This is a genomic window from Caldithrix abyssi DSM 13497 (genome assembly GCF_001886815.1).
Lineage (GTDB): Bacteria > Calditrichota > Calditrichia > Calditrichales > Calditrichaceae > Caldithrix > Caldithrix abyssi.
On record NZ_CP018099.1, the window covers coordinates 1307982 to 1333128 of the forward strand.

General features: G+C 48.5%; 17 protein-coding genes. All 17 read left to right on the forward strand.

The window, feature by feature from the left end:
* The first annotated feature begins 56 nt into the window (after positions 1 to 56).
* The 17 genes from Cabys_RS05205 to Cabys_RS05290 all read left to right on the forward strand — a co-directional run bounded on the left by Cabys_RS05205 (position 57) and on the right by Cabys_RS05290 (position 25147).
* Positions 57 to 1124: a glycosyltransferase gene (locus Cabys_RS05205; protein WP_006929110.1), complete on the forward strand. Its 1068-nt coding sequence runs from the start codon at positions 57 to 59 to the stop codon at positions 1122 to 1124.
* On the forward strand, positions 1121 to 2293 hold the full coding sequence (locus tag Cabys_RS05210; protein WP_006929111.1) for a glycosyltransferase family 4 protein: 1173 nt from the start codon (positions 1121 to 1123) through the stop codon (positions 2291 to 2293). Before Cabys_RS05205 ends, Cabys_RS05210 begins: the two co-directional genes overlap by 4 nt.
* Before the next feature lie 78 nt (positions 2294 to 2371).
* Positions 2372 to 4888 carry a hypothetical protein gene (locus Cabys_RS05215; RefSeq protein ID WP_006929112.1) on the forward strand — a complete coding sequence of 839 codons (2517 nt, stop codon included), beginning with the start codon at positions 2372 to 2374 and terminating at the stop codon, positions 4886 to 4888.
* Positions 4889 to 5420: 532 nt separating this feature from the next.
* On the forward strand, positions 5421 to 6383 hold the full coding sequence (locus tag Cabys_RS05220; RefSeq protein ID WP_006929113.1) for a polysaccharide deacetylase family protein: 963 nt from the start codon (positions 5421 to 5423) through the stop codon (positions 6381 to 6383).
* Positions 6384 to 6386: 3 nt separating this feature from the next.
* Positions 6387 to 7337 carry an NAD-dependent epimerase/dehydratase family protein gene (locus Cabys_RS05225; protein WP_006929114.1) on the forward strand — a complete coding sequence of 317 codons (951 nt, stop codon included), beginning with the start codon at positions 6387 to 6389 and terminating at the stop codon, positions 7335 to 7337.
* Positions 7327 to 8202 (forward strand): class I SAM-dependent methyltransferase, encoded by an 876-nt coding sequence (locus Cabys_RS05230; RefSeq protein WP_006929115.1) that lies wholly within the window; start codon positions 7327 to 7329, stop codon positions 8200 to 8202. The genes Cabys_RS05225 and Cabys_RS05230 overlap by 11 nt, the downstream gene beginning before the upstream one ends.
* 1 nt (position 8203) lies before the next feature.
* On the forward strand, positions 8204 to 9100 hold the full coding sequence (locus Cabys_RS05235; RefSeq protein WP_006929116.1) for a glycosyltransferase: 897 nt from the start codon (positions 8204 to 8206) through the stop codon (positions 9098 to 9100).
* On the forward strand, positions 9093 to 10811 hold the full coding sequence (locus Cabys_RS19615) for a glycosyltransferase family 2 protein (protein WP_006929117.1): 1719 nt from the start codon (positions 9093 to 9095) through the stop codon (positions 10809 to 10811). The genes Cabys_RS05235 and Cabys_RS19615 overlap by 8 nt, the downstream gene beginning before the upstream one ends.
* Entirely contained in the window at positions 10804 to 12432 is a 1629-nt protein-coding gene (locus Cabys_RS05250) for an ArnT family glycosyltransferase (protein WP_006929118.1), read from the forward strand. The genes Cabys_RS19615 and Cabys_RS05250 overlap by 8 nt, the downstream gene beginning before the upstream one ends.
* Before the next feature lie 3 nt (positions 12433 to 12435).
* Positions 12436 to 13296 carry a polyprenyl synthetase family protein gene (locus Cabys_RS05255; protein WP_006929119.1) on the forward strand — a complete coding sequence of 287 codons (861 nt, stop codon included), beginning with the start codon at positions 12436 to 12438 and terminating at the stop codon, positions 13294 to 13296.
* 100 nt (positions 13297 to 13396) lie between these two features.
* Complete coding sequence (locus Cabys_RS05260) at positions 13397 to 14797, forward strand: hypothetical protein (RefSeq protein WP_150109283.1); 1401 nt, start codon at positions 13397 to 13399, stop codon at positions 14795 to 14797.
* A gap of 1312 nt (positions 14798 to 16109) precedes the next feature.
* The gene (locus Cabys_RS05265) at positions 16110 to 17150 is read left to right on the forward strand and encodes a UbiA family prenyltransferase (protein WP_006929121.1); all 1041 of its coding nucleotides are present in this window, start codon (positions 16110 to 16112) and stop codon (positions 17148 to 17150) included.
* On the forward strand, positions 17147 to 19033 hold the full coding sequence (locus tag Cabys_RS05270; RefSeq protein WP_225868909.1) for a T9SS type A sorting domain-containing protein: 1887 nt from the start codon (positions 17147 to 17149) through the stop codon (positions 19031 to 19033). The genes Cabys_RS05265 and Cabys_RS05270 overlap by 4 nt, the downstream gene beginning before the upstream one ends.
* A 15-nt stretch (positions 19034 to 19048) precedes the next feature.
* A complete protein-coding gene (locus Cabys_RS05275) occupies positions 19049 to 21256 on the forward strand; it encodes a FlgD immunoglobulin-like domain containing protein (RefSeq protein ID WP_006929123.1) in 2208 nt (735 codons plus the stop codon).
* A 1-nt stretch (position 21257) separates the two neighbouring features.
* Entirely contained in the window at positions 21258 to 21701 is a 444-nt protein-coding gene (locus Cabys_RS05280) for a ribosomal maturation YjgA family protein (RefSeq protein WP_006929124.1), read from the forward strand.
* Positions 21702 to 21728: 27 nt separating this feature from the next.
* Positions 21729 to 22682 (forward strand): hypothetical protein, encoded by a 954-nt coding sequence (locus tag Cabys_RS05285; RefSeq protein ID WP_006929125.1) that lies wholly within the window; start codon positions 21729 to 21731, stop codon positions 22680 to 22682.
* Positions 22679 to 25147 (forward strand): PEP/pyruvate-binding domain-containing protein, encoded by a 2469-nt coding sequence (locus Cabys_RS05290; RefSeq protein ID WP_006929126.1) that lies wholly within the window; start codon positions 22679 to 22681, stop codon positions 25145 to 25147. The genes Cabys_RS05285 and Cabys_RS05290 overlap by 4 nt, the downstream gene beginning before the upstream one ends.

Consider the following 25147-nt stretch of genomic DNA (forward strand, 5'->3'; position numbering starts at 1 on the left):
ATGGCTACAAAACAACGCTATTAAAGGGGTAATCATTCTTAAAAGGAGAGGAAACATTGAAGCGTAAGCAGATTAAAGTGCTTGAGATATCTTCCTATCCGCCGCCGCGCGCCGGATGGGGTATGCGCATCTATTTTCTGAAGCAGGAGATGGAAAAGCAGGGACACATTTGCGAGGTGTTGAATACCGGCAAAGGTCGTTTTTTAACCGGCAGAGATTTTATCCCTGTTTTTAGCGGACTGGATTACGTGAAAAAGGTATTCAAGTACAGGCTTAAGGGCTACCTGATTCACATGCATTTGAACGGCGATTCGCCCAAAGGCTTTGTTTTAACGACCCTGGCGCTGCTTATTTCGCTGCTCACCTTTCGGCGGCCGGTCATTACCTTTCATGCCGGGCCGGTGCAAAAATACTTTCCGCAATCACAGGCGCCGTTGCTGACGCCGTTGTACAAGTTCATTTTTACGGCGCCCCGCCATATTATTTGCAACAACGAAGCGGTTAAAGAAAAGATCGCCGGATATGGCATCAATCCGCATAAAATCATTCCCATTCAGGCCTTTAGCAAGCAGTACTTGAATTTTGAGAAGGTAGAACTAAAGCCAGAGGTGGAAACCTTCTTTTCCGACCACGATCCGGTCATTTGCAGCTATGTGTTTTTTCGGCCGGAATTTTTTATTGAAGATATGATTCACGCCGTGGCGAAATTGGTTAAACACTATCCAAAGTTCGGACTGATTATTATGGGATCGGATATGGGCTCAGAAGAAATACAGGCCCTGATTAAACAGCTGGGCATCGAAGATCACGTCATTCTGGCCGGCGATCAGGATCACGACGCATTTTTAACCATTATGACGCGTTCCAGATTGTATTTACGAACGCCCTTTAAAGACGGCATCGCATCTTCGGTGCTGGAGGCCCTGGCCTTAAAAGTGCCGGTGGTTGCCTGCGATAATGGCAGTCGGCCCGCCGGCACGGTTACCTACGAAAACCGCAATGTGGATGACATGGTCGAAAAATTACGCTATGTGCTGGATAATCATGCGCAGGTGGTGCGGCAAATTAAGCCGCCGGAAATAAAAGATACCATTGTCGATGAAATCAGGATTCTTGGCCTATGAGGATTTTATATCATCACCGAACTCTGGGCGATGGGGCGGAAGGCATTCATATTCAGTCTATTGTAAATGGTCTGATTCAGTTAGGGCATCAGGTTAAGGTGGTTTCGCTGGTTGGCGAAAAGACGCAGTTCCGCAAGGCGCAGGATGCCAGAGAATCGAAATGGGATTGGGTGCGCAAACACATTCCGCAGCCCGTGTACGAGCTGGCCGAAATCGGCTACAATCTCAAAGGGCGGCGTATGCTGCAAAAGGCGATTGATTCATTCCGCCCGGACATTATTTACGACCGCTACGCGCATTTTAGTTTTGCCGCCTTGTGGGCGGCCAAAAAGAACAACCTGCCGCTTATCTTAGAAGTAAATTCGCCGTACTCCATCCAGAAGCGGCAGTGGGAAAAGTTGTACTTCCCCTGGCTGTCGCAATACGGCGAAAAGAAGATATTTAACGCGGCGCCCCACATTATTGTGGTTTCCACGCCGCTAAAAAAGATTGTGATGGATTACGGCGTGCCGGAAGAAAAAATCACGGTTTTGCCCAACGGCACAGATCCGGAGCGCTTTAATCCCGATATTGACGATCAGCCTTTGCGAAAAAAACTGAAACTAACAGGAAAAATTGTGCTGGGTTTTGTGGGCATTTTACGGCGCTGGCATAATATTGATCAGTTGATTACCGTGCTGGAAGAACTGAACCTGCCGCGTCTGAATGCGGCCATGATCTTTTTAGGAGACGGACCCAGCTATCAGGAGCTGGTTGAATTCAACAGGGCAAAAGGCCATGAAGCATGGATTCGCTTTTTAGGGCGCATTCCCCATTCCGAAATTCAGCAGTACATTGCCATGATGGATGTGGCCATCAGTCCGCACGCCACGCCCTATTCGTCGCCCATGAAGATTCTGGAATACATGGCCATGGAAAAGGCCATTCTGGCGCCGGATATGGAAAATATCCGGGATATTTTGCGGGACGGAGAAAATGCTCTGCTATTCAAACCAGACGACGCCCGGTCATTAAAAGAAAAATTATTGCTTTTAATTCAAAACGAAGATTTGCGCAGGCGGTTGGGCAAAACCGCACGCCAGGACGTTGTGCAAAAATTTACCTGGCTGGGAAATGCGCGTAAAACCGCGGAAATTGCGCAAAAGTTGGTTGATGCACACCGCCTGTAAATGTTATGGCATTGCTTTTGCAATGTTTTGTGGACATATTAAACAGCGGCCTGTAAAATCAGTAAAAACGGGAAACAAATGAATAAAATCAATGTAACACTGTGTCTAATTTTTACAATCGTTTTGCTCTTTTCGGCGCAAGTTTTGGCCTTTACGCCTAAAGCGGATTCGCCGCTGGCTAAACGCGAACATCCGCGCCTGCACATCACAGTCGATAAGCTTGCCTTCTGGCGTCAGACGCTCTCTCAGCAGTACAGAAGCGAATTTCAGGATTACGTGAACTGGGCGGCTGAGATGTCGGACAATGATGATTACAATATTCTCTCCGAAGCGGGGCACGATCCCCTGCGCGCCGTGATGGTTCATCAGGCCTTTATTGCGGCCATTGGACAGGTGGACGGCATCTCTTACCCGATTTCACTGGCTAAATACGCCGAGCGGGCCATTAACAGTTTGATTCGCCGCCTGAATGCCGGCGACGACCTGGCCTATGTGGCCGCCTTAACCTATGACTGGACGTACAATTACATGACTGACGACCAGAGGCGACAAATAGCCGACATGGTCAAAACGCGAACCGTTACGCACAAGGTCTTTAACCATAGTTTAAGCAATCCGTCTTTTACGCCGGAGCAGATGTTTAGTAGCAAATATTACGAAGGTTGTTACGCCTGGTACATCGGGCTGGCCTTTTGGGGCGACGGGCTGATCGACGCCGAGGCCGATCAGGCGCTGGACAGCTTTAGTCAGGTCATGCTGAATTACGGCTACCTGGATGCCCATAATTTTGTGGCAGGGCAGAGCGGCGGCTGGTCGGAGTGGATCGGTTACTCCAGCTGGCATCCGCGCACTCATTTTTTGAATATCGACGCCTGGTACACCGCCACCGGTGAAGATTATATTTCAAACTCTTCCACGGTTGATGGAAGCGCCATCGCCCATTATCCAACGTTCATGTACTACATGTTAGACCCGCACAAATATTTTGATCGCCACTACAGTTTTATTCGCACCGGCATTGCAGAAGCCACCGATCCTTCTTTTGAACATCGTTCCATGCGCGAGCAGATGTACAATTTGCCGCGTCTTTTAAATCAGGTCGGTTTAGGCGAAACGGCCGGATTAATGCGCCATTTAATTGAAACTTACCAGGTGGAGTGGCACAGCTACGAACACCATTACCTTTGGGGATTTTTGGGCTTGCACAAATCCGTTTCGCCCAGAACGCCGCAGGAGCTGGGATTGCCCCATTCCCTGTGGGCCAAAAATACGGGAGTTTTTGTGGCCCGCACTGGCTTTGATAATCCGGCCGACGGCGTGTTTATGGTTATGGACGGACATTACCGATTTGAAGGTCACGGCGGAGCAGACGATACCCCGGGTTTTGCGCTGGCCAAGTTTGGCGAGCTGGTCAACACGCGCAATGTGGCGCATCGTGGTTACGGCAACCTCGACGATTATCCCGGCGCGCGCAAAAACAACATCGTGTATTTTGAAGGGGGACACACGCTGAGTCATCAATCCATGGCCGATCAGGCGGACTTAGAGGCCGCGGCCAATGGGCAGGGAGATTACGACTGGGGCGGCATTGAGCAGGTAACGCAAAGAGAGGGCATTTTTTACCATGTGCGCGTCAACCGCTCGCCCATGTTTCAGGATGGCGTACAGCATGTTCGGGAGTACGTCTGGTTTCCCGGCGAAAATCCGGCAACCGATTCCGATTTTTTAGTGGTGTTTGACCGCGCCGTGGCGCCCAGTCGAGCCGAGTGGGTTTACCATGTTCCCTGGAAGCCCGAAGCGTTCAATTATCAGTCGTCAGAAGACCTGACAACCGGTACCGGTACCAGCGACCGCATCGGCACTGCCTATACAGGCCAGCAGGTGATTATCAAGGAATTTAACGGGCTGGGCGGAGAAAAAGACGGCGATGGCGGAGACGGCGATTATGTGGGCGGCGCCAATGCCCACGGCGTCGTTTTTTGTCAGACCTTTTTACCCCAACAGGCCAGAGTAGAAGTTACGCGAGTGGCCAGCTTTGACAGCGACGTTCTGAAAAGACAACACCACCTGGCCATTAAAACGCATCGCTGGCAGGTTTCCGTAAAACCAACGGAATTTAATCAGGATCAACTCTTTTTGAATGTCTTTCAGGCAGCGGACGCCAATACCACGCAGCAGATGGCTTCCATACAAGCCATTCGCAGCGGAACCGTGATGCAGGGCGTGTTTATTGAAAAAGAGAGCGCAAATCGCCCTAACTTTTTAACGCTTTTCTACCAGAAAGACAGCCTGAATACCGGAACGGTTACCTACACCATCAACGGCCAGGGAAGAACGATTCACGTCATTAGCGGATTGCTGCCCGACATGGTTTATGAGGTCAAACGCCTTTACGGTTCGCAAAGCGAAACCTTTATGACGCGCAGCGAACGATCCATGCAAACCTGGGATTACCAGGGCCAGCGCGAGCTGATTAAAAGCGGCGTCCTTTATTTTGAAAGCGATTTAACCGGTTCCGAGACGTACATCATCAATCCTCTTGGCAATAGAGACGACGTGCCTCCGGCCAGACCGGGAGGATTGAAAATTAGATAAACCTTACCTGCTGCGCCAAAGATGGAGAGCGGGGACAGAAGATCGTCGTACCGGCAGGCGTCGCTATCTAACGATGTAAGGCATTCTCATCGCGGCGTCATGACAGTCCAGTAACCATGCAACCATTCAACTATTGAACCAGGCTGGCCCTCACCCCCTGCACCCCCTGCGGGGGTCTCAAAAGCGACATCTAATGAATTATTATACAAAGACAGTAAAAAGCTTACAGTAGCCCTCATCCCCTGCCCCCCTCTCCCGAAAATCGGGGAGAGGGGGAATTAAAGGGGGTGAGGGAAAGAAAAAATGTAAAAAAATACATTGCCTTTGACTTTTGGGACAGCCCCAGGGGGGACAGAAGAACGTCGTTCCGGCAGGCGGCAGTATGTAATGATGTAAGGCATTCTCATCACGGCGTCATGACAGGCTGGTGACCATTCACCCATTCAACTATTGAACTATTCAACCATTCAACCATTCAACTATTGAACTATTCAACCAATCAGCCATTCAACCATCAGGATTACCATAGATTATGATCCATTTTTTAGTAACCATCGACACCGAAGAAGAGCGCGAATGGGGCGCGGAATACAACGACCATTCGCAATACACCGTGCGCAATATCCAGTTTCTGGAGCCGTTGCAAAAGCTGTTTGACCGGCACGGAGTAAAGGCCACCTATTTAATCGACTACCCGGTGGCGGCCGATCAGAAGGCCATGCAGATTTTAAGCGACTTCCGGAAAAATCGCCAGGCCGAAATCGGTTTGCACTTACATCCCTGGGTGAACCCGCCTTACGAAGAAGAGCGCACTCTGGCTAATACCTTTCCGGCCAATCTGCCGCCGGAGTTGCAGCTAAAAAAGCTGAAAATTTTATCCGATTTGATTTCGCAAACGCTGGGCGAGCAGCCGCTTTCCTACCGGGCGGGACGCTATGGCTTTAACGAGAGCTCAGTGCCTGTGCTTGAAGAGTTGGGCGTTTTGGTGGATTCCAGCGTGGTGCCCTTTCGCAAAGGAAAACAACCCTTCGAGCCGTCGTTCGGTTATCTTGCTTCCATTGAACCCTATCGTTTGAACCGCGGCAATATCAAAGAAAAAGGGGATTCTTCCGTTCTGGAAGTGCCCGTTACCGTGGGCTTTAATAAAAAGCTGCCGCAATGGCTGGCCAAAAATTACATCGATCTGCCCAACATCGGGTTGCGCCGTCTGTTGAAAAAATTCTGGGGACTCGATCTGTACTGGCTGCGGCCATCGTACGCCAATTTAAACCAGATGATCGAATTAAGCGAACATCTGATTCGCTCCGGCGTGAGCTTTTTAAATATGATGTTTCATTCCAACGAATTAATGCCCGGCGGATCGAAGTATTGCAAAACTCAGGACGACGTCGATCGTTATCTGAAGCGGCTGGACGATTATTTTACCTATTTGAACGCCAACCATTCGGTCCGCTATGTGCAACTGCGCGAGATGTACCAGATTTACAGCGGATAGAGTATGCATGTTTTGTTGACCGGCGCCTCGGGCTTTATGGGCAAAAACGTGGCGGAATATTTGCTAAAGAGCGGTTTTAAGGTAACGGCGCCGGTAAGAAAAGAATCATTACAGCGCATAAGCCCATTAAAAAGTTACGCGCGCTTCAACGCGGTGGGAGGCGCTTTCTGGGATATTGTAGCGTTAAAGGCCCTTGAGGAGACACCGGATGTCATCGTGCATCTGGCGGCCATCAGAGGCGCGGGAAAGGCTTCGGCGCGAGCCTACGAACGGATTAATGTGCGGGGCACGCAAAATCTGCTGGATTGGGCAAGGGCGCACGAGGTGCAGCGCTTTTTGTACGTTAGCACGGTTGGCGTTTTAGGCACCATTCCGCATCGTCTGCCGGGGCGCGCCGACGATCCGCCGCTTCCGGACGGTGTGTACCATCAAACCAAATTTCTGGCCGAAAAATGCCTCCGTCAGATTAACGACGCCCGTTTTAAGAGTTTAATTTTACGTCCCACCATAACCTATGGCCCGCAGGACGACGGCTTTTTGAGCAGAATGGCGCAATTGATCCGCGGCGGAAAAATGATTCTGCCCGAAAAAGAAGTGCGCATCCATCTGCTGGATGTTTTTGCCTTTGCGCAGTTGATCAAACAGGCCATCGAAGGCGATCTCTTTAACAACCAGACCTATCTGGTTGCCGATGAAGCGCCGATTTCTCTTGAGCGTCTGGCTAATATGATTCGCGACTTTAAGGGAGGAAGAGTCTGGCGCCTGCCCGATTTGATCTTTCAGGCGGGAAAAAAGGTGAGCGGGGCGCTGCGCTTAAATGCCCTGAAAACCAGTCTGCAGCTCATTAGCGAGTCCTGGTACTACGATATCGCGCCGGCCGTGAAAGAGTTGGAGTATCGGCCGGTGCAAACAGAGGCAAAAATAAAGGAATACCTACAAGCCCATGTCTATTAAATCCCACGCATCAAATTTTTTCTTTCCCATCATTGACAATTGGCCCGAATATTTTGACGATCCGCACGAAGGGCTGGGCACCACCTATGAGCGCTTTTTGCTGCACGAATTTTTCGCGTGGCTGGATAAAAATTTTCACATCGAGCGCGTTTTAGAGGCTCCCAGCTTTGGCATGACCGGCGCCAGCGGCATTAATAGCTTGTGGTGGGCAAAAAAAGGCCGCCAGGTAACCGTTGTGGATAACCATGAAACTCGCCTGAATAAAGCCAGAGCGTTGTGGCAGGGATTAAATCTTAAAGCGCAGTTTTGTTTGACCGGGCAATTCGAAGCGCTGCCGTTTAAAGATCAGGCTTTTGATCTGAGCTGGAATTTTGCCAGCCTGTGGTTTGTGGCCAATTTGACGCAATTTGCAAAAGAGCTGGATCGGTTGACGCGGCGTGTTATTTTCATTTGTGTGCCCAATCGCTTTGGGCTGGGCTATCAGTTACGTTTGCACTGGCCGGGTTCAACCAGGCCTGATTTAAATTTTGAAGCGGTTAAAACTTCGAATATCCGACAGCAATTCGAAAAGCACGGCTGGCAACTGCGGCGCAAGGGATATTTTGACATTCCGCCCTGGCCAGATTTTCCTTTAAAAAAAGAGGTTTTGTTCGATAAGTTAAAATTAGGTTTTTTGTTGAAATGGCTTTCGAAGAACAGGGCAAACGCTTCGCAGGCGGAGCGTATGACCATCCTGGATTATTTTTCGGGTAAACGTCCCGACTTGAAAGAAGAAGTTTTCAGATTTCGATTTTTGGAGGGAGCGCCGCTTCCCATTCGTTGGTTGTGGGCGCATCATCAGTATCTGATTTTTAGCAGGGATTAATATGATTTCAGTGGTTATTCCGTCCTACAATTCGGAAAAAACGATTGCCCGTTGTTTGCTTTCGTTAAAAACGCAAACCCTGGATGAAGAGTACGAAATTATTGTGGCCGATAGTTCTCATGATCGGACGCCGCAGATCATTCGCGAACGTTTTCCGGAAGTACAGCTCATTCATTTCGAAAAGAAAACGGATCCCGGCAGCGCCAGGAACGCGGGCGTTAAATTGAGCAAGGGCGAAATCATCTGTTTCATCGATTCCGACTGCGAGGCCGCGCCGGACTGGCTGGATCAGTTGGTCTCGGTTCATCGCCATTACGCATACGAGGCCATAGGCGGCGCGGTCGAAAACGGCAACGAGCAGGACAACAACGTGGCCTGGGCTGGCTACATGGCCGAATTCCGCGAATTTTTACCGCAATATCCCCCGGGCGAACGGGAGCATATTCCCACCTGCAACATCTCTTACAAACGGCAGGTCTTTGAAAAATTAGGAGGTTTTAATCCGCGCTATTATCCGCAAGAGGATCTGGAGTTCAATTATCGTTTAAGGCAGAGCGGCGGGAAGATATTCTTTATCCCATCAGCAAAGATTTACCATAATCACCGCAGCGAACTGCATTCTTTTTTACGGCATCAAAAGCGCGTGGGGCAAATTACGGCCAGAATGCTACGTATTTTGCCACTGGAGGGCTCGGCCATTGCCCGAAGCAGATTACTGGCAACCATGGCGGCGCCGCTTCTGCCGGCGGTCAAATGGTGGCGGACGGTGCATGTTTTTCGTCGATGGCGCGCCGATGTGATTCGCAATCATTCCGGAGCGTTGTTTATTCTGGCGCTGGGCTTAATCCCCTGGGGTGTCGGATTTTTAAAGGGGGCATGGGAGGCAGGCGATGTCTGACGTTCGACCATTGGTGATCATTCCCACCTGGAATGAAGCCGGACATATTGAAGCCATTTTGCGTGAAATCGTGCGTGATTACCCGCAGGTTGATGTGCTGGTGGTGGACGCTTCTTCCGAAGACGGAACGGGCAGGATTGTGGAAAGGCTGGCAAAGGATTTTCCGCAAATTCACATTATCTATCAAAAAGAGCCGGGAAAATTTGGCGAAGCCCTGCGCATGGGATTTAAATATGCCCTGGAGCATGACTACGATCCGGTCATTACCATGGATGGCGATCAATCGCACTCTCCCTGTTACATCAAAGATTTTTTACAGGCCTCCCACAAATATGATCTGGTGATTGGCAGCCGTTACATCGATGGGGTGCGCGTTGAAGGCTGGCGTTTTCGAAAACTGCTGGTCAGTAAACTGGCTAACATGTTTGTCTCTTACATTCTGGTGAAACCGATCTGGGATTTTACCTCCGGTTTTCGCTGTTATCGCCGAAGATTTTTAGAAAAAATCAACATCGATGAAATTTACAATGAAGCGTACATTGCGCAAATCCAGTTGCTTCATCTGGCCTATCAATCCCATTTCAGAGTTAAAGAAATCCCCTTCATCTATCGCGGCACGCCGCTGGCTTTTTCTAAAGTCAGCCAACATACACGCCGCAAGACCCTGCGTTATGTGTTTAAATTTCGCGCGCCCTGGTGGGAAATTTTCCGCCATCTGGTCTATTTAAAACGCGAGTACGAACGGTTTGTGGATGAGTATGATGAATTTGTAAATCCTCCTGAATTAAAAAACGAAGGCCGATTTGAGGTAAAGGATTTTTACGAGATTAGCGTGGGCGTTATGGCTTACAATGAGGAAAAAAATATTGCTAAATGCCTTTACGCTCTGCAGCGTCAGAAACTCAAAAGCGGCCGGATCAAAGAGATTCTCGTTGTCTCGTCCGGCTCAACAGACCGCACCGACGCCATTGTGCAGCAGTTTGCGCAAAAAGACGCGCGTATTCGATTGATTCGCCAGGCCCGGCGCATGGGGAAGGCCAGCGCCATCAATGAATTTTTAAAGCGCGCCAGCGGCGACATTGTGGTGCTGGAAAGCGCAGACACCATTGCCCATGAACATACCGTGGAAGAATTGATAAAGCCATTCCGACATCCGGAAGTGGGCATGGTTGGGGCGCATCCCGTGCCGGTGAACAGAAAAAATAGCTTTGTAGGCTTTTGCGTCCACAAGCTGTGGGAGCTGCATCATCACATGGCGCTGCAATCGCCCAAGTGCGGCGAGATGGTCGCCTTCAGGAACATTGTAACGCGCATCCCCAGGTACACGGCTGTGGACGAGGCGGCCATTGAGGCCATCATTTCCAAAGCCGGTTTAAAGCTGGCTTACGCTTCACGCGCTCTGGTAACCAATAAAGGCCCGGAAACGTTTGGCGATTTTTTTAAGCAGCGCAGACGCATCGCCTCGGGTCATCGGCATTTAAAGGCCTTAATCGGCTATGAGGTAACCACCCTTAAAACTTCGAAAATTCTGAAACTGGTCTGGCAATTACAACGCTGGACGCCCAGAGAAACGCTGTTTATGTTCCTGTTGATCCTGGTGGAAGCTTTTGCCCGCTTTATGGGATTGCTTGATTTTTATATCAGGGACAAAAATCCTTTTATCTGGGATATTTCGGTCACCACCAAAGACGTATACATCTTAGATGAATAATATCTTTGCCTTTGCGCGAAAAAATCCCCTGCTTTACCTGGCTCTGATATCCGGCGTTTTTTTACGGTTGATCTTTGTTTTTGCCGGGCATTACATCTCGCCGGATGGCACGCATTACGCCTTGCTCGGTTTTAACTGGCTTCACCACGGGCACTATGTGAGCGGCGGCAGTCAATTCCCGGATGTTATTCAACCGCCTCTGTATCCTTTGCTGTTAGGCCTGTTTTCATTCGTCGTTTCGCCGGAACTGGGCGGCAAATTGGTGTCTTTAATTTTTGGCCTGGGCTTAATCGCCATGGCCTATTGGTTTGTGGTTAGTCTTTCGCAGAATCGGAAGTTGGCTGGCGTTACGGCCCTGCTGGTTGCGTTTAGTCCGGCGCTGGTTGCCGTGTCTTCTCAGGTGGCCACTGAATCGCTTTTTCTATTTTTGTTGTTCAGCGTCTTCAGTACGCTCTCTCTTTTTATTAAAGATGAACATCCTAAAGCGCGCCGTTTTTTGATTCTGGCCGGCATGTGCAGCGGCCTGGCCTATTTAACGCGCCCTGAAATGATTGTCTACATTTTTATGGTGGTCATCATTTTACTGGTGTGGCGCAAAAAAATTTACAGCGTGCTGCTGTACGGAACGATGGTAGGATTTTTCGTTTTACTGTACGCCCTGTTTGTTTTTTCCGTTTCGGGCCGCTGGGCGCTTTATCCAAAGATCGATTTTGTTAGAGTTCACGGCCAGCTTTCCAGATATTATTTGCAGCAGGACGCTTTAAAGGGCGAGGAAACAGATTTTAAAGAACATCTGCAGCGCTTTCGTTATTCGCTGGCGCCGGATAAAAAAGAGTTGTTTGTCAATGCCGTGTTTGAAGGAAGAATTAAAGCGCCTGTTGTTCGCACAAAGGAACAGAATAAGACAGAGAAGGTCCAATCATTCCTTATTTTTGCCGGCAAAAATTGGATGAACGCCGTTAAAAAATTTTTGTGGGGATTAATTCTGCCGCCCGGTTATCTTTTATTTTTACTGGTTGGCCTGCTGCGCTTTCCATGGAAAAAGCACAAAGGATTGGCGCTGTACACGGCCATATTTTTGTTGCCGACCTTAAATGTTTTGTTTGTTTACGTGGAGCAGCGTTTTCTCTATTTTCCGGGATTGATTTTAATGCCCCTGGTAGCCTTTGGCGTTTTTAAATTTGCGGAGCTGGTTTCGAAAGAGGGTAAAACGTCTGCCCGGGAAAAGCGAGCTGTAATATTGATTGTGGTTTTTCTTCTTACAACGGCGGTTCCCGGCTATGTGCAGCTACATTCAAATGTGCGCAGCAAAGCGTACTATTACCAGGCAGGTCAGTGGTTAAAACAAAAGACGGAAGATGGGGCAAAAATTGCGGCAATAACGCCCCAGGCAGTGTACTTTGCCAGAAGACCGTTTGTCGTTTTGCCCTATGCTCCTCTCGATTCCTTGCAATTATATTTGCGTGAAAATCAAGTAAATTATATTTTAAAGGAATACAAGAGAAGAAGCCGCACGGCGGAAGGGGCTAAGCTTGAGTCCTGGCCCCGCTTTCTGCAGCCTGTTTCATCAAAAGTTTTTGACGGGCATACAATGATACTTTTGCGTGTAAAAAAGGAGTGACCCATGAGAGAAAAAATGCAAATGATTAAACGCCTGATCGATGAAGAAATTGACCAGAGATTGCAAAACGACAATCCATTGATCGAGGCTTTGTACAAATCGGCGGCCTATTCCGCCGCCGGCGGTAAGCGGATTCGGGCTGTTTTTGTGTTCTACACGGGCGAACTGTTTGATGTGCCGCAGGAAAAGTTAATCAATGCCGCCTGTTCCATCGAATTGATCCATGCCGCCTCGTTGATTATGGACGATTTGCCCTACATGGATGACTCGCAGTTGCGGCGTGGTAAACCGGCCAATCATGTGGTGTTCGGGCAGGATGTGGCTTTGCTGGCCAGCATAGGTCTGATCTCCGAAGGCATTCAGATGATTTTATCTGACGCCCATTTAACGGAAGACGAGCGATTGAAGGCCGCGCAGGTGCTGAGCGCTTCGTTTGGATTTAACGGCCTGGCTGCCGGGCAGTTTGTTGATCTTAAAATCAAAGATAAAAATGTTAACTTTGAAATTATTGAGTTTATCAATCAAAAAAAGACCGCGGCGCTTTTTTCCGCAGCCGGCAAGGTGGCGGCCATTATCGGCCATGCAAACGAAGACCAGGCCGCGGCCATTCAAAAATTTTCCGAGGACATCGGTTTTGCTTTCCAGATTGTGGACGATATGCTCGATGTGATTGGCGAAGAGAAGCTGGTTGGCAAAAATATCGGACAGGATCGCATGAATTTTGTCAAGCTGGTGGGCATGGAACAGGCCAGAAAATACCTGGCCGAATACCACCAGAAAGCGGTGAAATCTCTGGAAATTTTTGGCGATAAAGCCGCCGGTTTAAAAGAACTAAGCGATTATTTAATTCAGCGTGTTCGTTAATATTAATCATTTTTCCAAACAATTTTATTCTGGATTGAGAAGGCCCGGGGCAAACGGCTTCGGGTCTGTTTCTATTTTATCCCTTCTGATCATATCTTTTTTGGCCGTTGCGCTTGATGCGCAGGATGGCATCCCGCCTGTTAAATTAGATGATTTCAATAAAATACACGCCTGGTGGGATTACCACAAAGACGGTAGCGCCGCTCTGGACGACCGGGCCATGGTTAACGGTCGCGGTTATTTGCTGTTGCGCTTATCAAATCCCAACGCTGAGCAAGAGTGCAATGTGGCCATCTCCGAATTTCAGAATATTTACGGTAAGGCCATTAAGCGGCTTCTGGTCGAAACGCGCGTTAAACTGCTAACGCCCATGAAACCAGGCAGCCGGGGCTGGGGGTTCTGGAAAAGCGCTAAAGGCGCCGCTTTGCAGTCTTTATGCTGGTTTATGGAACAGATGGACGCCGGCGATGCGAGGCTGAGCTGGAAGATGATGGGCGTTGTGGCCAAAAAACAGCGCCAGACGCACCCCTGGAAGCCGGAGATCAATGTGTGGCATGTGTATCGTATTGAGCGCGACCTGGTCTCCAATACCACACGTTTCTGGATTGACGACTCATTGCTTTTGCAAACCGCGCAGCTCGCCCCCGCCGATCGGCTTTCCTTCCACCTGTGGATCGACAATCAGGTCTATTCGAAAAAGGGACTTGTGCGGGCCGCCTGGAACGGTGAAAGCGCGCTGCTGGTCGATTACGTTAAAATTGTTACGCAACACAGAAAAAAATCTACGTCTGACGTAAAACATCCGGCGCTTCTTCTCTACAAAGCGTGGAACGATGTGCTGGTTGGCTCTGGAGAGTACGTCATTGGCGATTTCTCTTTTCAAACCAGCGGTCCCACGGTGTATGGCCTTTTAACGGCCCGCCTGGAAAGCTACGATGGCTTTGATGAAGACGACGCCCTGATGCTTTATCTGGATGATGATACTGCGCCCGTAAAAAAATGGAGCGGCAAAGATTTAAAAGGAGCCACGCGCACTTTTTTCTTTGAGTTAGAGGCAGAGCCGGGCAGCCATCGTTTGCGTTTAAGCGGGAAAAACACACCGACGCTGTACGACCTTTTGCTGGTGGACGGCGGCAAGGCCCGAATTTTGTTCAACAAAGCGCTGCAGCCCCTGTCGCCCGACTCCATGGAAATAATCATCCGGAAAGAACCGGACGCGGCGCTGCTGGGATATGCCGCCGCAACGCTGGATGAATCGCCCGAGTTCAATCATATTCTGCCTGTCGGTCGGCTCGAAGAGAGCGATCAGGATTTGCAGATCCGCATGCTTGATCAGCAGAGCAATTTACTTAAAGCCTTTTTCTTTTGCGGGAATGAAAGTCTGGGAGAATGCCGGACAAAGCTGTGGACGATCCGGGGCGATGCGTCGGAAGTTTTAGTAAAACTCAGGCAGCAGGGAAATCCTGAGCTGCACCGCCTGATTTTTTTCCAATCGTATTAAGCCATGTTCCGCCCTTTCTCTTTGGGGAAAAGATTGGCATGAAGGCGAGATTTTATTTAAACCCCATCCCCCCAGATGGGAATTCGAAATGAACGGCCGGTGACTAATTTAATTTTTGAACCAGGATTTGCTTGATTTTTGGATTACCAGGATTTGCTTTTTAACTTTTTCATTAAATTTAGAGAATAAAGTCGCATCGAGCGCATAAAATCAAGGCAATCCTGTAATCCTTTTAATCAAGGTTCAAAAACTACCTCCAAACTCCCAGAGTAGCACAGCCGCAACCCAAAACAACCGTAACGCGCGCAGAATAATTTTCTCGCAGATTACGCCAATCATCGCAGAAAATGATTGAACAAATTATTTTGAGAGCAAAGTTAAGCAAATCGCCACAATTGCTCCCGAGGGTGTCTCAAAAGCGACATTAAATGTATTTTTATGCAAATATAGGTAAAAGTTTACGATAGCCCTCACCCCCTTTCCCCCTCTCCCGATTTTCGGGAGAGGGGGAACTAAAGGGGGTGAGGGAAAGAAAAAACTTTATAAAAATACATTTTCTTTGACTTTTGGGACAGCCCCGGGCTGGGGGATGAGTTTTTAAAACAGCACAAAAATTTTCAAATCCCCCCAGATGGGAATTCGAAATGAACGGCCGGTGACTAATTTAATTTTTGACCCAGGATTTACTTGATTTTGGGATTACCAGGATTATTTTTTCTGCATTCCAAAATTTATCTTTAAAATGGAATACATCGTTTAATTGTAGTAAAAAATCAAGAAAATCCTGTAATCCTGAAAATCAAGGTTCAAAAACTATCTCTAAAGCAGCATAGCAGCAAACAAAAACATTCCCAAAGGAATTTAAGCAACCACTGAGAGCGCAGAGAACTCACAAAAGGCGCAAAGAATGTTTTAAATTAAATTGCCCTTGCCTGCTCGATCCTCACTCCCAGACAAAAGATCAGGAATGAACGTACTTGTAAGGGCGAAGGATTTCCAACCCTATTTTATCCAGAGTGTTTTTTTTATCTGACTAAAGATTAATGCTTACCAGCGCTGAATTGTTCCTGGGAAATCCTTCGCCACTACATAAACGGTGGTAGGAATTCACTGTATTTGCAGAAACAAATTTGGAATGACAGACTAACCATTCAATCATTCAACCATTCAACCAATCAACAGCCCTGGCAGGACAGATGCTACGAAGGAAGTATCCTAAAAAACAAATTTTGAGAATCTCGTGACCTGCAACATGGATGGTTGAAACCAGGACGGCTAAATTAGCACAGACATTTTAAAACAAAAGTTGATTATGTTACAGGCAATTCAACATTATATCGGCTGGCGCAATTGGGCGGTTTTTCGCTACAACTCGGTGTTTGAGAATTTTTTTGTCTTGCTGATCATTGCCTTATTGCAGCAGGCCTTTCACTGGAATTTTGTGCTGCGCAGTTTGGTGTTCATCCTGTTCAGTATTCTGGCCACAACTTACGGTTATTTGATCAATGATTACTCGGACAGGGAACTGGATCGACAGCACGGCAAGCCCAATACGTTTGAGAAGGATTCGGCGGTTAAAGCCAGAATGGTTCTTTTGAGTGTTTTATTGCTGTTTGTTGTAGCCGGTATTCCATTCTGGAATCAGCCTTATTTTTTACCGTTAATTGCTTTGTGGTTTTTGATTACAACGTTTTACAGTTTGCCGCCCATTCGCCTTAAAGAACGCGGGGCCTTAAATATTGTGTTCGTAACCATGGCTCAGCGTTTGCTGCCCATCTTAATTCTATTTTCGGCCTTCGATTTTTGGGAAGCCAAATATGTATTGCCGATCTCTTTGTACGTTCTGCTGCGCGGGCTGTCTTCAGATATCAATCACCAGCTGGAAGATTACAAAAATGACGTCAAAACGGGAACCAGAACGTTTGTGGTCAGTATGGGTTATCAGCGGGTAAAAAAACTATTCAATATCAATCTTCATCTGGAAAAAATCATGTTAGCCGTTCTGTTGGTTCAATTTTCGCTGGACTTAAGTTTTTCAGCAATCATTTTAAACGGTTTGTGGTGGCTAACCGCGGCGCTTTATTTTTTGGCCCTGTTCTGGTTTTTGCTGGATAAACGGCAGTGGCAAACCAATCCCTTTGATGCGCAGAGTCGGAGTCTGTCTCAGTTTTTGCATCACGCCTATCCTTCGGTGGGGCTGCCGCTCATGTTGAACGTAATTCTGAGTGTTTTGTATTTTCCATTCATACTGTTGTTAATCTTCCAGATTATCATCCGCCGTTTATATTCGCTGGAGATGATCGGCGGAAATTTTTTGGTCAGGTTTTTAATTCAAAGGTTTAGGGGGGAATGATGTTAAGGATATTAATTGTGCTTTGTCTGGTTGTTGCGTTAAGCGCCCAGACGTATATTATCCCCGATTTACAACGCGATGATTTCAAAGATTTTAAAACGTGGTGGTCCATAAATATTTCGGGCGAAAACCATACCTGGGGCGTATTCAACGGTTATTTTATGGCCACGCTGAATAATCCTAATAACGGCCAGCAGGGCGGAGAGTTGCCAGTAGATATGACGGGAATGGAAAATATCGGCTTTAGCACCGCTTACCTGATGCATGTTTATTCCAAGGACGATACAATTCAGGCCATCATTCGCGTAAAAACCTTAAATGCCCTGCCGCCGGGCAGTCGGGGATGGGGCTTCTGGCGTTCTGAAGAGCTGCCAATCACCATCAATCAGGCCACCTGGGTGTTTGAACAAAAGGCCGATCCCATCTATAGCTGGGCGTCGCTTGAAACCTGGTGGCGCGCTCGTATCACGCGCGGCCTTCAATTTCACAAAAGCGTGGATTTAACCGTTAATAATCAGAACTGGCATGTGTATCGCATTGTGCGTTTTGGCCGCCAGTATTACGAGATTTACGTCGATGATGACCCAACGCCGGTGGTGCGCGCCGACACCAGCGACCTTGGCGGTATTTTGAACGAAGATTACGGCTTTGATTGCTGGAACGACAATCTCATCTACCGTTACACGCAAAGCGCTACAACCGGCAACGACACCGTGGAAGTGTATTACGCCGGCTGGCTGGGATCGAGTTCGTTTGTGGTGGATTATGTGGAAATCATCAGTGGAAACTACAAGTACGGTCATACGGTTGCGCCGCAGGGCGCGGTGCGCTTAAGAGAAGTCATCAACGAAATTGACAACGGCGTGCAGGATGGCCTGTGGAAAGGACCGTATCAGTTTACAGTGGGCGGCGGCCCCTGTTTGATTTTGGCAACGGCCAAAGCGGAAGAGCTGGACGGCTACGGGGACGACGACGATCTGAAAATTGTGCTGGATGGCAAGGATTTCGGTTACAATACGCCAAGAAGCTGGGATGGCGATACGGATCAGGGCCAGCCCAAAACCATTGTGATTGATACGGTGCTCAGCCCGGGAACGCATGAAATCTCTTTTTACAGCGAAGCCACGCCCATTTTGTACGACGCCACGGTTCTGGAAGCGCCCAACGGTCAGGTGGTGATTAATCAGACCTTAAACGAAAGCGCGCCGGCAGGCAGCGTCGATTTTCTGTGGAAGACTTTCGAGTTCGACTGCGACTCCGGTCAGGTGGCCATTTACATTAGCGGCAGCGCCGATGAGGAGCCGGGATGGAATTACCGAAATTATCCGGATCCCAACGGCGTTTTTGCGGATATTGACAGCACGGATGATGATGAACTGCGCGTTGAGCTGGATAACTGGGATTATGGCTGGGGAACGGACAGCGCCATGATGGGCAATACGCTGTTTGGCGATAGTAAAACCATTTTGATCATGCAGGACGTGCCGGCCGGGCATCATGTGTTGAAACTGTACGCCAACGAAACGCCCACCGTGTATAAAGTGATTGTTTACGTGGAAAATAAAGCGGCGGCCAGCCCTCTTGAACGCCGCACGGCGCTGGCGCAAAGTTTTGAACTGGGCGCCAATTATCCCAATCCTTTTAACCCGAGCACAACCATTCCTTTTAAAATACCACAGGCCGGGCACGTGGTGTTGCAAATTCTGGATGTTAACGGGCGAATCATTCAAACCTTAATTGACAAACGGTTGCAGCCAGGCGCTTACCAGGCGCGCTGGAGCGGCAACGACTTTTTAGGTAAACAGACGGCTTCCGGCATCTATTTTTATCGATTGAAATACAATAAACAGGTAACGACGCGGAAGTTAATAAAGCTTAAATAAAGGCACAGATAAAAAATGGTGCGAAAAATTGTTTTACTCCTTACGGTAAGCGGATCCCTGTTGTTCGGTCAAACCTACATCATCCCCGATTTGCAAAGAGATGACTTTACGGGAAGCGCTTTAAAAAGCTGGTGGTCAAATGTCAAAGCGCCGAGTTCTTCAACCAATCACACGTTGCAAGTGTTGAATGGCTACCTGGAAGCCGTTCTGAAAGATCCGCTAAACGGCGGGCCGGGCGGACGTTTACAGGCGGATTACAATGGGATGGAAAACATTGGCATCGCAACCGCCTACAATACGAACTTGTATTCCAAACACCTGCAGATGACCGCTGTAATGCGCGTTAAAACATTGAATGATTTAAATCCCGGAACGCGGGGCTGGGGATTCTGGCGAGCGGAGGGCCTGCCGGTTACCATCAATCAGGCTACCTGGTTTTTTGAACAAATGGCCGTGCCCGACTCTTCCTGGGCTGCGGCTGAAACATACTGGCGGGCGCAGACTCTTAAGGGCATTTCTACCGATTACAGAAAGGAAAGCGATTTAACGGCCAGCAATCAAATCTGGCATGTGTACAAAGTAAAACGCTACAGCGGCACCAGCAGCGAAGCGTATTACGAACACTATATTGACGGTGTGCTGGTTCAGCGCATTGTGCCTGCCGACTTCCCTGACGGTAATATTTTAAATGAAGATTATTCTTTCCATGCCTGGAATGACAATCTGGTCTATCATCACACTACAACCGCCTCGGGGCAGGACACCATCGAGGTGTTTTACAACGGCTGGTTGGGCGCCAGCGCCTTTGTTATCGATTTTATTGAGATCACCAAAAACGGTTACGATCCGGGGTACATGGTGACGCCAGTTGACGCTTCGGATTTTTTACGTTTAAGAGCCTATGAGAGCGAAATGGATCAGGGCATCTCAGACGGCTTGTGGAAAAGTTACTCTTTTGAAACGCAAGTGGGCAATACGTTTGTCATTGTCACCGCCAAAGCCGAAAACTACGATACCTACGATGGCGATGACAATTTGAAGATTGTGGTGGATGCCACCGATTACGGTTATGATACGGTGAACAGCTGGAACGGCGATGTGGACGACGGTTTGCCTAAAACACTGGTTTTTACGCCTGCTTTATCGGCCGGCAGTCACACTCTGGAAGTTCATAGCCAGAATACGCCCGTTTTGTACGACGTTAATGTTTTAAACGCGCTGGAAGGCGCCCTGGTTTTAGATCAAACTTTAAACGAAACCGCTCCCGCCGGCAGCCAGAATAATTTGTGGAAGGAATTTACCTTTAACTGCGATGCCGGGCCCATCGCCATTTACGTCAGCGCCAGCGCCGATGAAGAGCCGGGCTGGGATTACATCAACGCCAATATCGATAGCTCTGATGATGACGAACTGCGCATTGAGCTGGATAATACCGATTTTGGCTGGGGCGGAGACTATGGTTTTGAAGGGAACGGGCTATTTGGCGACGTTAAAACTGTGCTGATTAAAGATACGGTTGCCGGCGGTACGCATACCCTAAAACTTTACGCCAATGAAACGCCGACCGTTTACCGCGTTCTTGTTTTTGCGGAAAACGGAGATTATTCTCTGCCGGTAGCGCTTTCTACGTTCGAAGCCGCGCGGACGAACGCAGGCGTGCTTTTGCGCTGGACCACGGAAAGCGAAGTCGATAACCACGGCTTCAATATCTACCGCGCGGAATCTGCAGACAGTTTGCTGCCCGGGGACGAAACGTTTGTTAAAATTAACGAAACCATCATTACCGGCCAGGGCAGCCGCTCCACTAAACATAGTTATGAATTTATCGACAACGATCAGACCAATCAGACCTGGCTGTGGTATCGATTGGAATCTGTCAGCCTTGATGGAAAAACGACCGTTCATAAAACGGTAGCGCTCGCGCCGCGCGAAACGCCCGCTCTTCAAGCATTTCGCCTGTGGCAAAACTTTCCCAATCCGTTCAATCCCATGACCGCAATTCGCTTTGCCATTCCACAGGAAATGTTTGTGACGGTGGAAATTTTTAACGTACATGGTCAAAAGATCCGAACCCTTTGGGAGGGACAATTAACGGACGGAGAGCACCGCTTTTACTGGGACGGGCGTAACGACCAGAGTGAACAGCAAAGCTCTGGCGTGTACATCTACCGCATTAAAACGCCGCGCCGCATGCAATCAGGTAAAATGACCTTGCTCAGATAAAATGTCTAAATTCAGAATTTTTGTTGGGATATCGGTTTTGATAATTACGCCGCTGGGCTTTTTAACCAAAGCCTACCACGGCATCGGGGCGGACTGGGTGAACAATTCGCTGGGGGGCGTGCTTTACGTTGTTTTCTGGTGCCTGGTGGCTGCCTTTTTAAAACCGCAGTGGAAAGAAAAGTTTATTGCCATTGGCGTTTTTACGGTAACTTCTCTGCTGGAAGCAGCTCAGTTGTGGCATCCTCCCGTTCTTGAGTGGTTACGTTCGTTTTATCTGGGGAAGGTGCTATTAGGCACAACCTTTGCCCTGAGCGATTTTCCGCATTACGCGGCGGGGGCTTTGCTGGGCGCCCTGTGGATAAAAAGATTGCGAATTTTTACCGCACGCCCAATGGGGGTGGATTCCAACAACGCGAATGCGTTAAAAGAAAAAGGAGAATTTTAACGAACCTTAAAACTTTGAGAATGAACAATGCCTGAGCGATTTTTTGAATGGTACTACATCGATATCCACCAGGACGATGGATACGATCTGGTCTTTAGTCTGCACACACACCCTTTTATGTCGCAGTTTAACATCAGCATTCTGGACGCCTTTGTCTATTTTGGGAAGCGCCAGATTTTTCATAAATTTCTGATCCTTCCCCGGGATGAAATGCTAAAACAAGGCGAAGGAACCGTTGCCTTCCGAAACCGAAAAATTAGGCTGGATATGGAGAAAAGGCGCGCCGTGTTTAAAGTAGAATCCGAAAAATTCCATTTAGACCTTACTCTGCAAAATGAAATGGAGGCAGACCTGCCGCTCTCCATGGATTTGTACGAAAAGAACGCGGAAAAGTCGTTTGAATGGAAAGTATTCATGCCCCTGGCTCGCGCTTCCGGGCGCTTTTCATACATCGATCCGCAGACCAACCGACAAAAAATGTTGACCCTTACAGGCCGCGCCTACTTTGATTCCAACAGGGGCACCATAAATCTCAAAAAAGAGATGGATCACTGGCACTGGGCCAAGCTGTATTTTAAAGACGCCCTGTGGATTGTGGGCAAGGTGGTCGATAAACGGGGCAGGGCCGTAAATATTGTAGTAAACTGTTCGCCAGAACAGATGAGCGTTGATCGACAGGCTAAAATAGCTTTTCAAAAAAATGAACTGCACATTGACTGCGTTTTTGGCAATAAACATCTACATTTTAAAAAAGAATTTATTCTGGACGATCAGCGCTTTTTGATTGCCACCTGGCCAGAAATGTTTTCTTTACCCGGCAAAATCATTGAGGCGGTTGCCGGGGTGGCCGTGCAAAAACAATCGCTGCGCTGGCTGGCAAGGATTTTAACCAACGGACGCTATTTTCGTAAACGCTGGCTGGCAGAAGCGCAGAACGGCGAGCAAGTCTTAATTTTTGGCGAAGAGATGCTTTTAAAATGAGGCAAACGATCTTTGATTTAAAACAGGTAAAGGCGGTAAAAAAGTTTGGCCGCAAAGCGGTTAATCTGGCCGGCCTGCAGCGATGGGGCTTTAATGTGCCCTTAACCGGGGCGCTTTCCAGCGACGCCCTGCAGTACGTGTTAAAGCGTATCCCTGCGGTTAAACAACTAAAAGAAGATCATCCGCTATTAGAGGCGGCGTTAAACCAAATCCGGGAAGAAATCCTGAAATTCTCCCTGCCCGGAAATCTGGAGCGGGAGCTCGGTCATTTAATCGATCGTTTTGCCAGCGCAGGCATTCAACGCATTGCGGTGCGCTCTTCGGCGGTGAGCGAGGATCGGGCCGATTTTTCGTTTGCCGGACAATACGCAACCGTTCTGGACGTTCCACTACAAATAAATGAAATTTGGCAGGCTGTTAAAACAGTATGGGCCTCTTTGTTCAATCCGGCCATCTGGGAATATTGCCAGAAGATCGGTCTGCCGTCGCCCGGTTTGCAAATGGGCGTTATTTTACAGGCCATGGTCGAGGCGCGCTTTGCGGGCGTTGCCTTTTCTGTAGATCCCAATCATCCGGAAAATGAAAGAGTGGTCGTCGAATATGTGCCGCAAAAAGGCGACGGACTGGTTAGCGGCGAGGTCACACCGCAACATCTGGAAATTGTGCGCCAGGATTTTCATTTAAATCGGCACGATAACCGCGCATTGGACTGGTTAAATCCGCTGATTAAAGAACTGCTCCGGCTGGAAAAATTGGCAGGCCAGCCTGTGGATGTGGAATGGGCGGTCAGCGAACAGCAGGTGTATTTTTTACAGTACAGGCCCATTACCACCTTGCGGCGAGTCATCATCTGGACGCGGGAAAATGTGGGCGAGGTGATCCCCGATGTGGTTACGCCCTTTACCTGGAGCATTCTGGAGCCCATTACCAACGGCGCCTACCGATACTTCTTGAAAAAAACAGGGCTAAAGATCGGAGCGCAAAAATTGTTTACCCTGTATCACGGCAGGGTTTATTTTAATCACAACGCCTATCAAAAAATGGTCAACGCATTTTATGTTTCCAGCTATATTGTGCCCGGGCGCCGTAAAATCATTAATCTTTTAAAGGCGTCAAAATTGCTGCTTTTGTTGGCGCGGTTGTGGTATTTAAGTTTTCGTTTGCCCGGCCAGATTGAGGGCATTCTTAAAAAGCAGGAAAAAAAGTTCAGGGCTTTAAAAAATAGCGCCAGAGGTAAAGGCGATTTCCGCGCGGTAAAAACGGCGATTAAAATGATCGACCGGTTGATGAAGGTTCATGTTTGCGCCACCATTCTGGCCGAATTTTATTATCAACTGCTAAATAAGATTTGCCATGAAACATTGGACGATGCGCAAATCGACGCCAGTCGCTTGCTGCAGGGTGTTGGACAAGTGGAAAGTACAAAGTCTGCCCTGGCTCTGTGGGAGATCGCTCACTGGATCCGCCAGAATAAACGCTATCGCGCTATTTTTGAAAAAGAAAGCGTTGAGCAATTAATAAAATGGTGGCGTCAATTACCATCCAGCGATGTGTTTAAACAACAGCTCGAACTGTTCATGGAAAATTTTGGGTACGCCGCCCTGCATGAGTTCGAAATAAGTTATCCGCGCTGGCACGAAGAGCCCGCCTACGTGTTTGGCGCCTTAAAACAGTACGTACGATCGGAAGAGGGGTACGCCGCTGTCAATCGGCAGTACAAACAGATGGAGCGGGAACGGCAGATCATTGTGGAAAGAGTTCGAAATGAGATCGGCTCCAGGGATTCTCGCGCAAAACTGCTGCTGTTTAATTATTTGCTTAAAAAGGCGGAATATCTTAGCTTTCAGCGCGAATTTTTAAAACAAAAAATTCTCAGATGGCTTGATCTGTTAAAACAAAATCTGCTTTCGATTGGCGAGCGAATGGCCGGAGACGGAAGCGAAATTTTTTATCTGGAATTGAAAGAAGTGGAAATGCTATTGAAAAACCAGCAAGCGCAAGAACGTCTTAATTTGCTGATTAAGCAGAGGAAAGCGCAGAGAAAAAAATACTTGCGGGAAAAATATCCGCCAAAAATCAGGCAGATCGGGGCGCAGTGGACGCCCATTTTTGAAAAATCGGCGGCTGATAGCGGATTGCGCGGCCTGGCCTGCAGCGCGGGCGTGGTGGAAGGCCGGGCCTGCGTTATTGTGGATGTGGAGCGAGAAGGTTCGCGCTTTACCCCGGGCGATATTCTGGTGACCAGAGCTACCAATCCGGGCTGGACGCCCGTTCTGGCATTGGCCGGCGGAATTATTACGGAGCTGGGCGGCGCTCTTTCCCACGGCGCCATTATTGCCCGCGAATTTGGCATTCCTATGGTGGCTGCCGTGTCAGGCGCCACGGAAAAGATTCAAACCGGCCAATGGATTAAGCTGAACGGTCAAAGCGGAACGATTGAGATTGTGAAGGAGGTTGTTGAATAG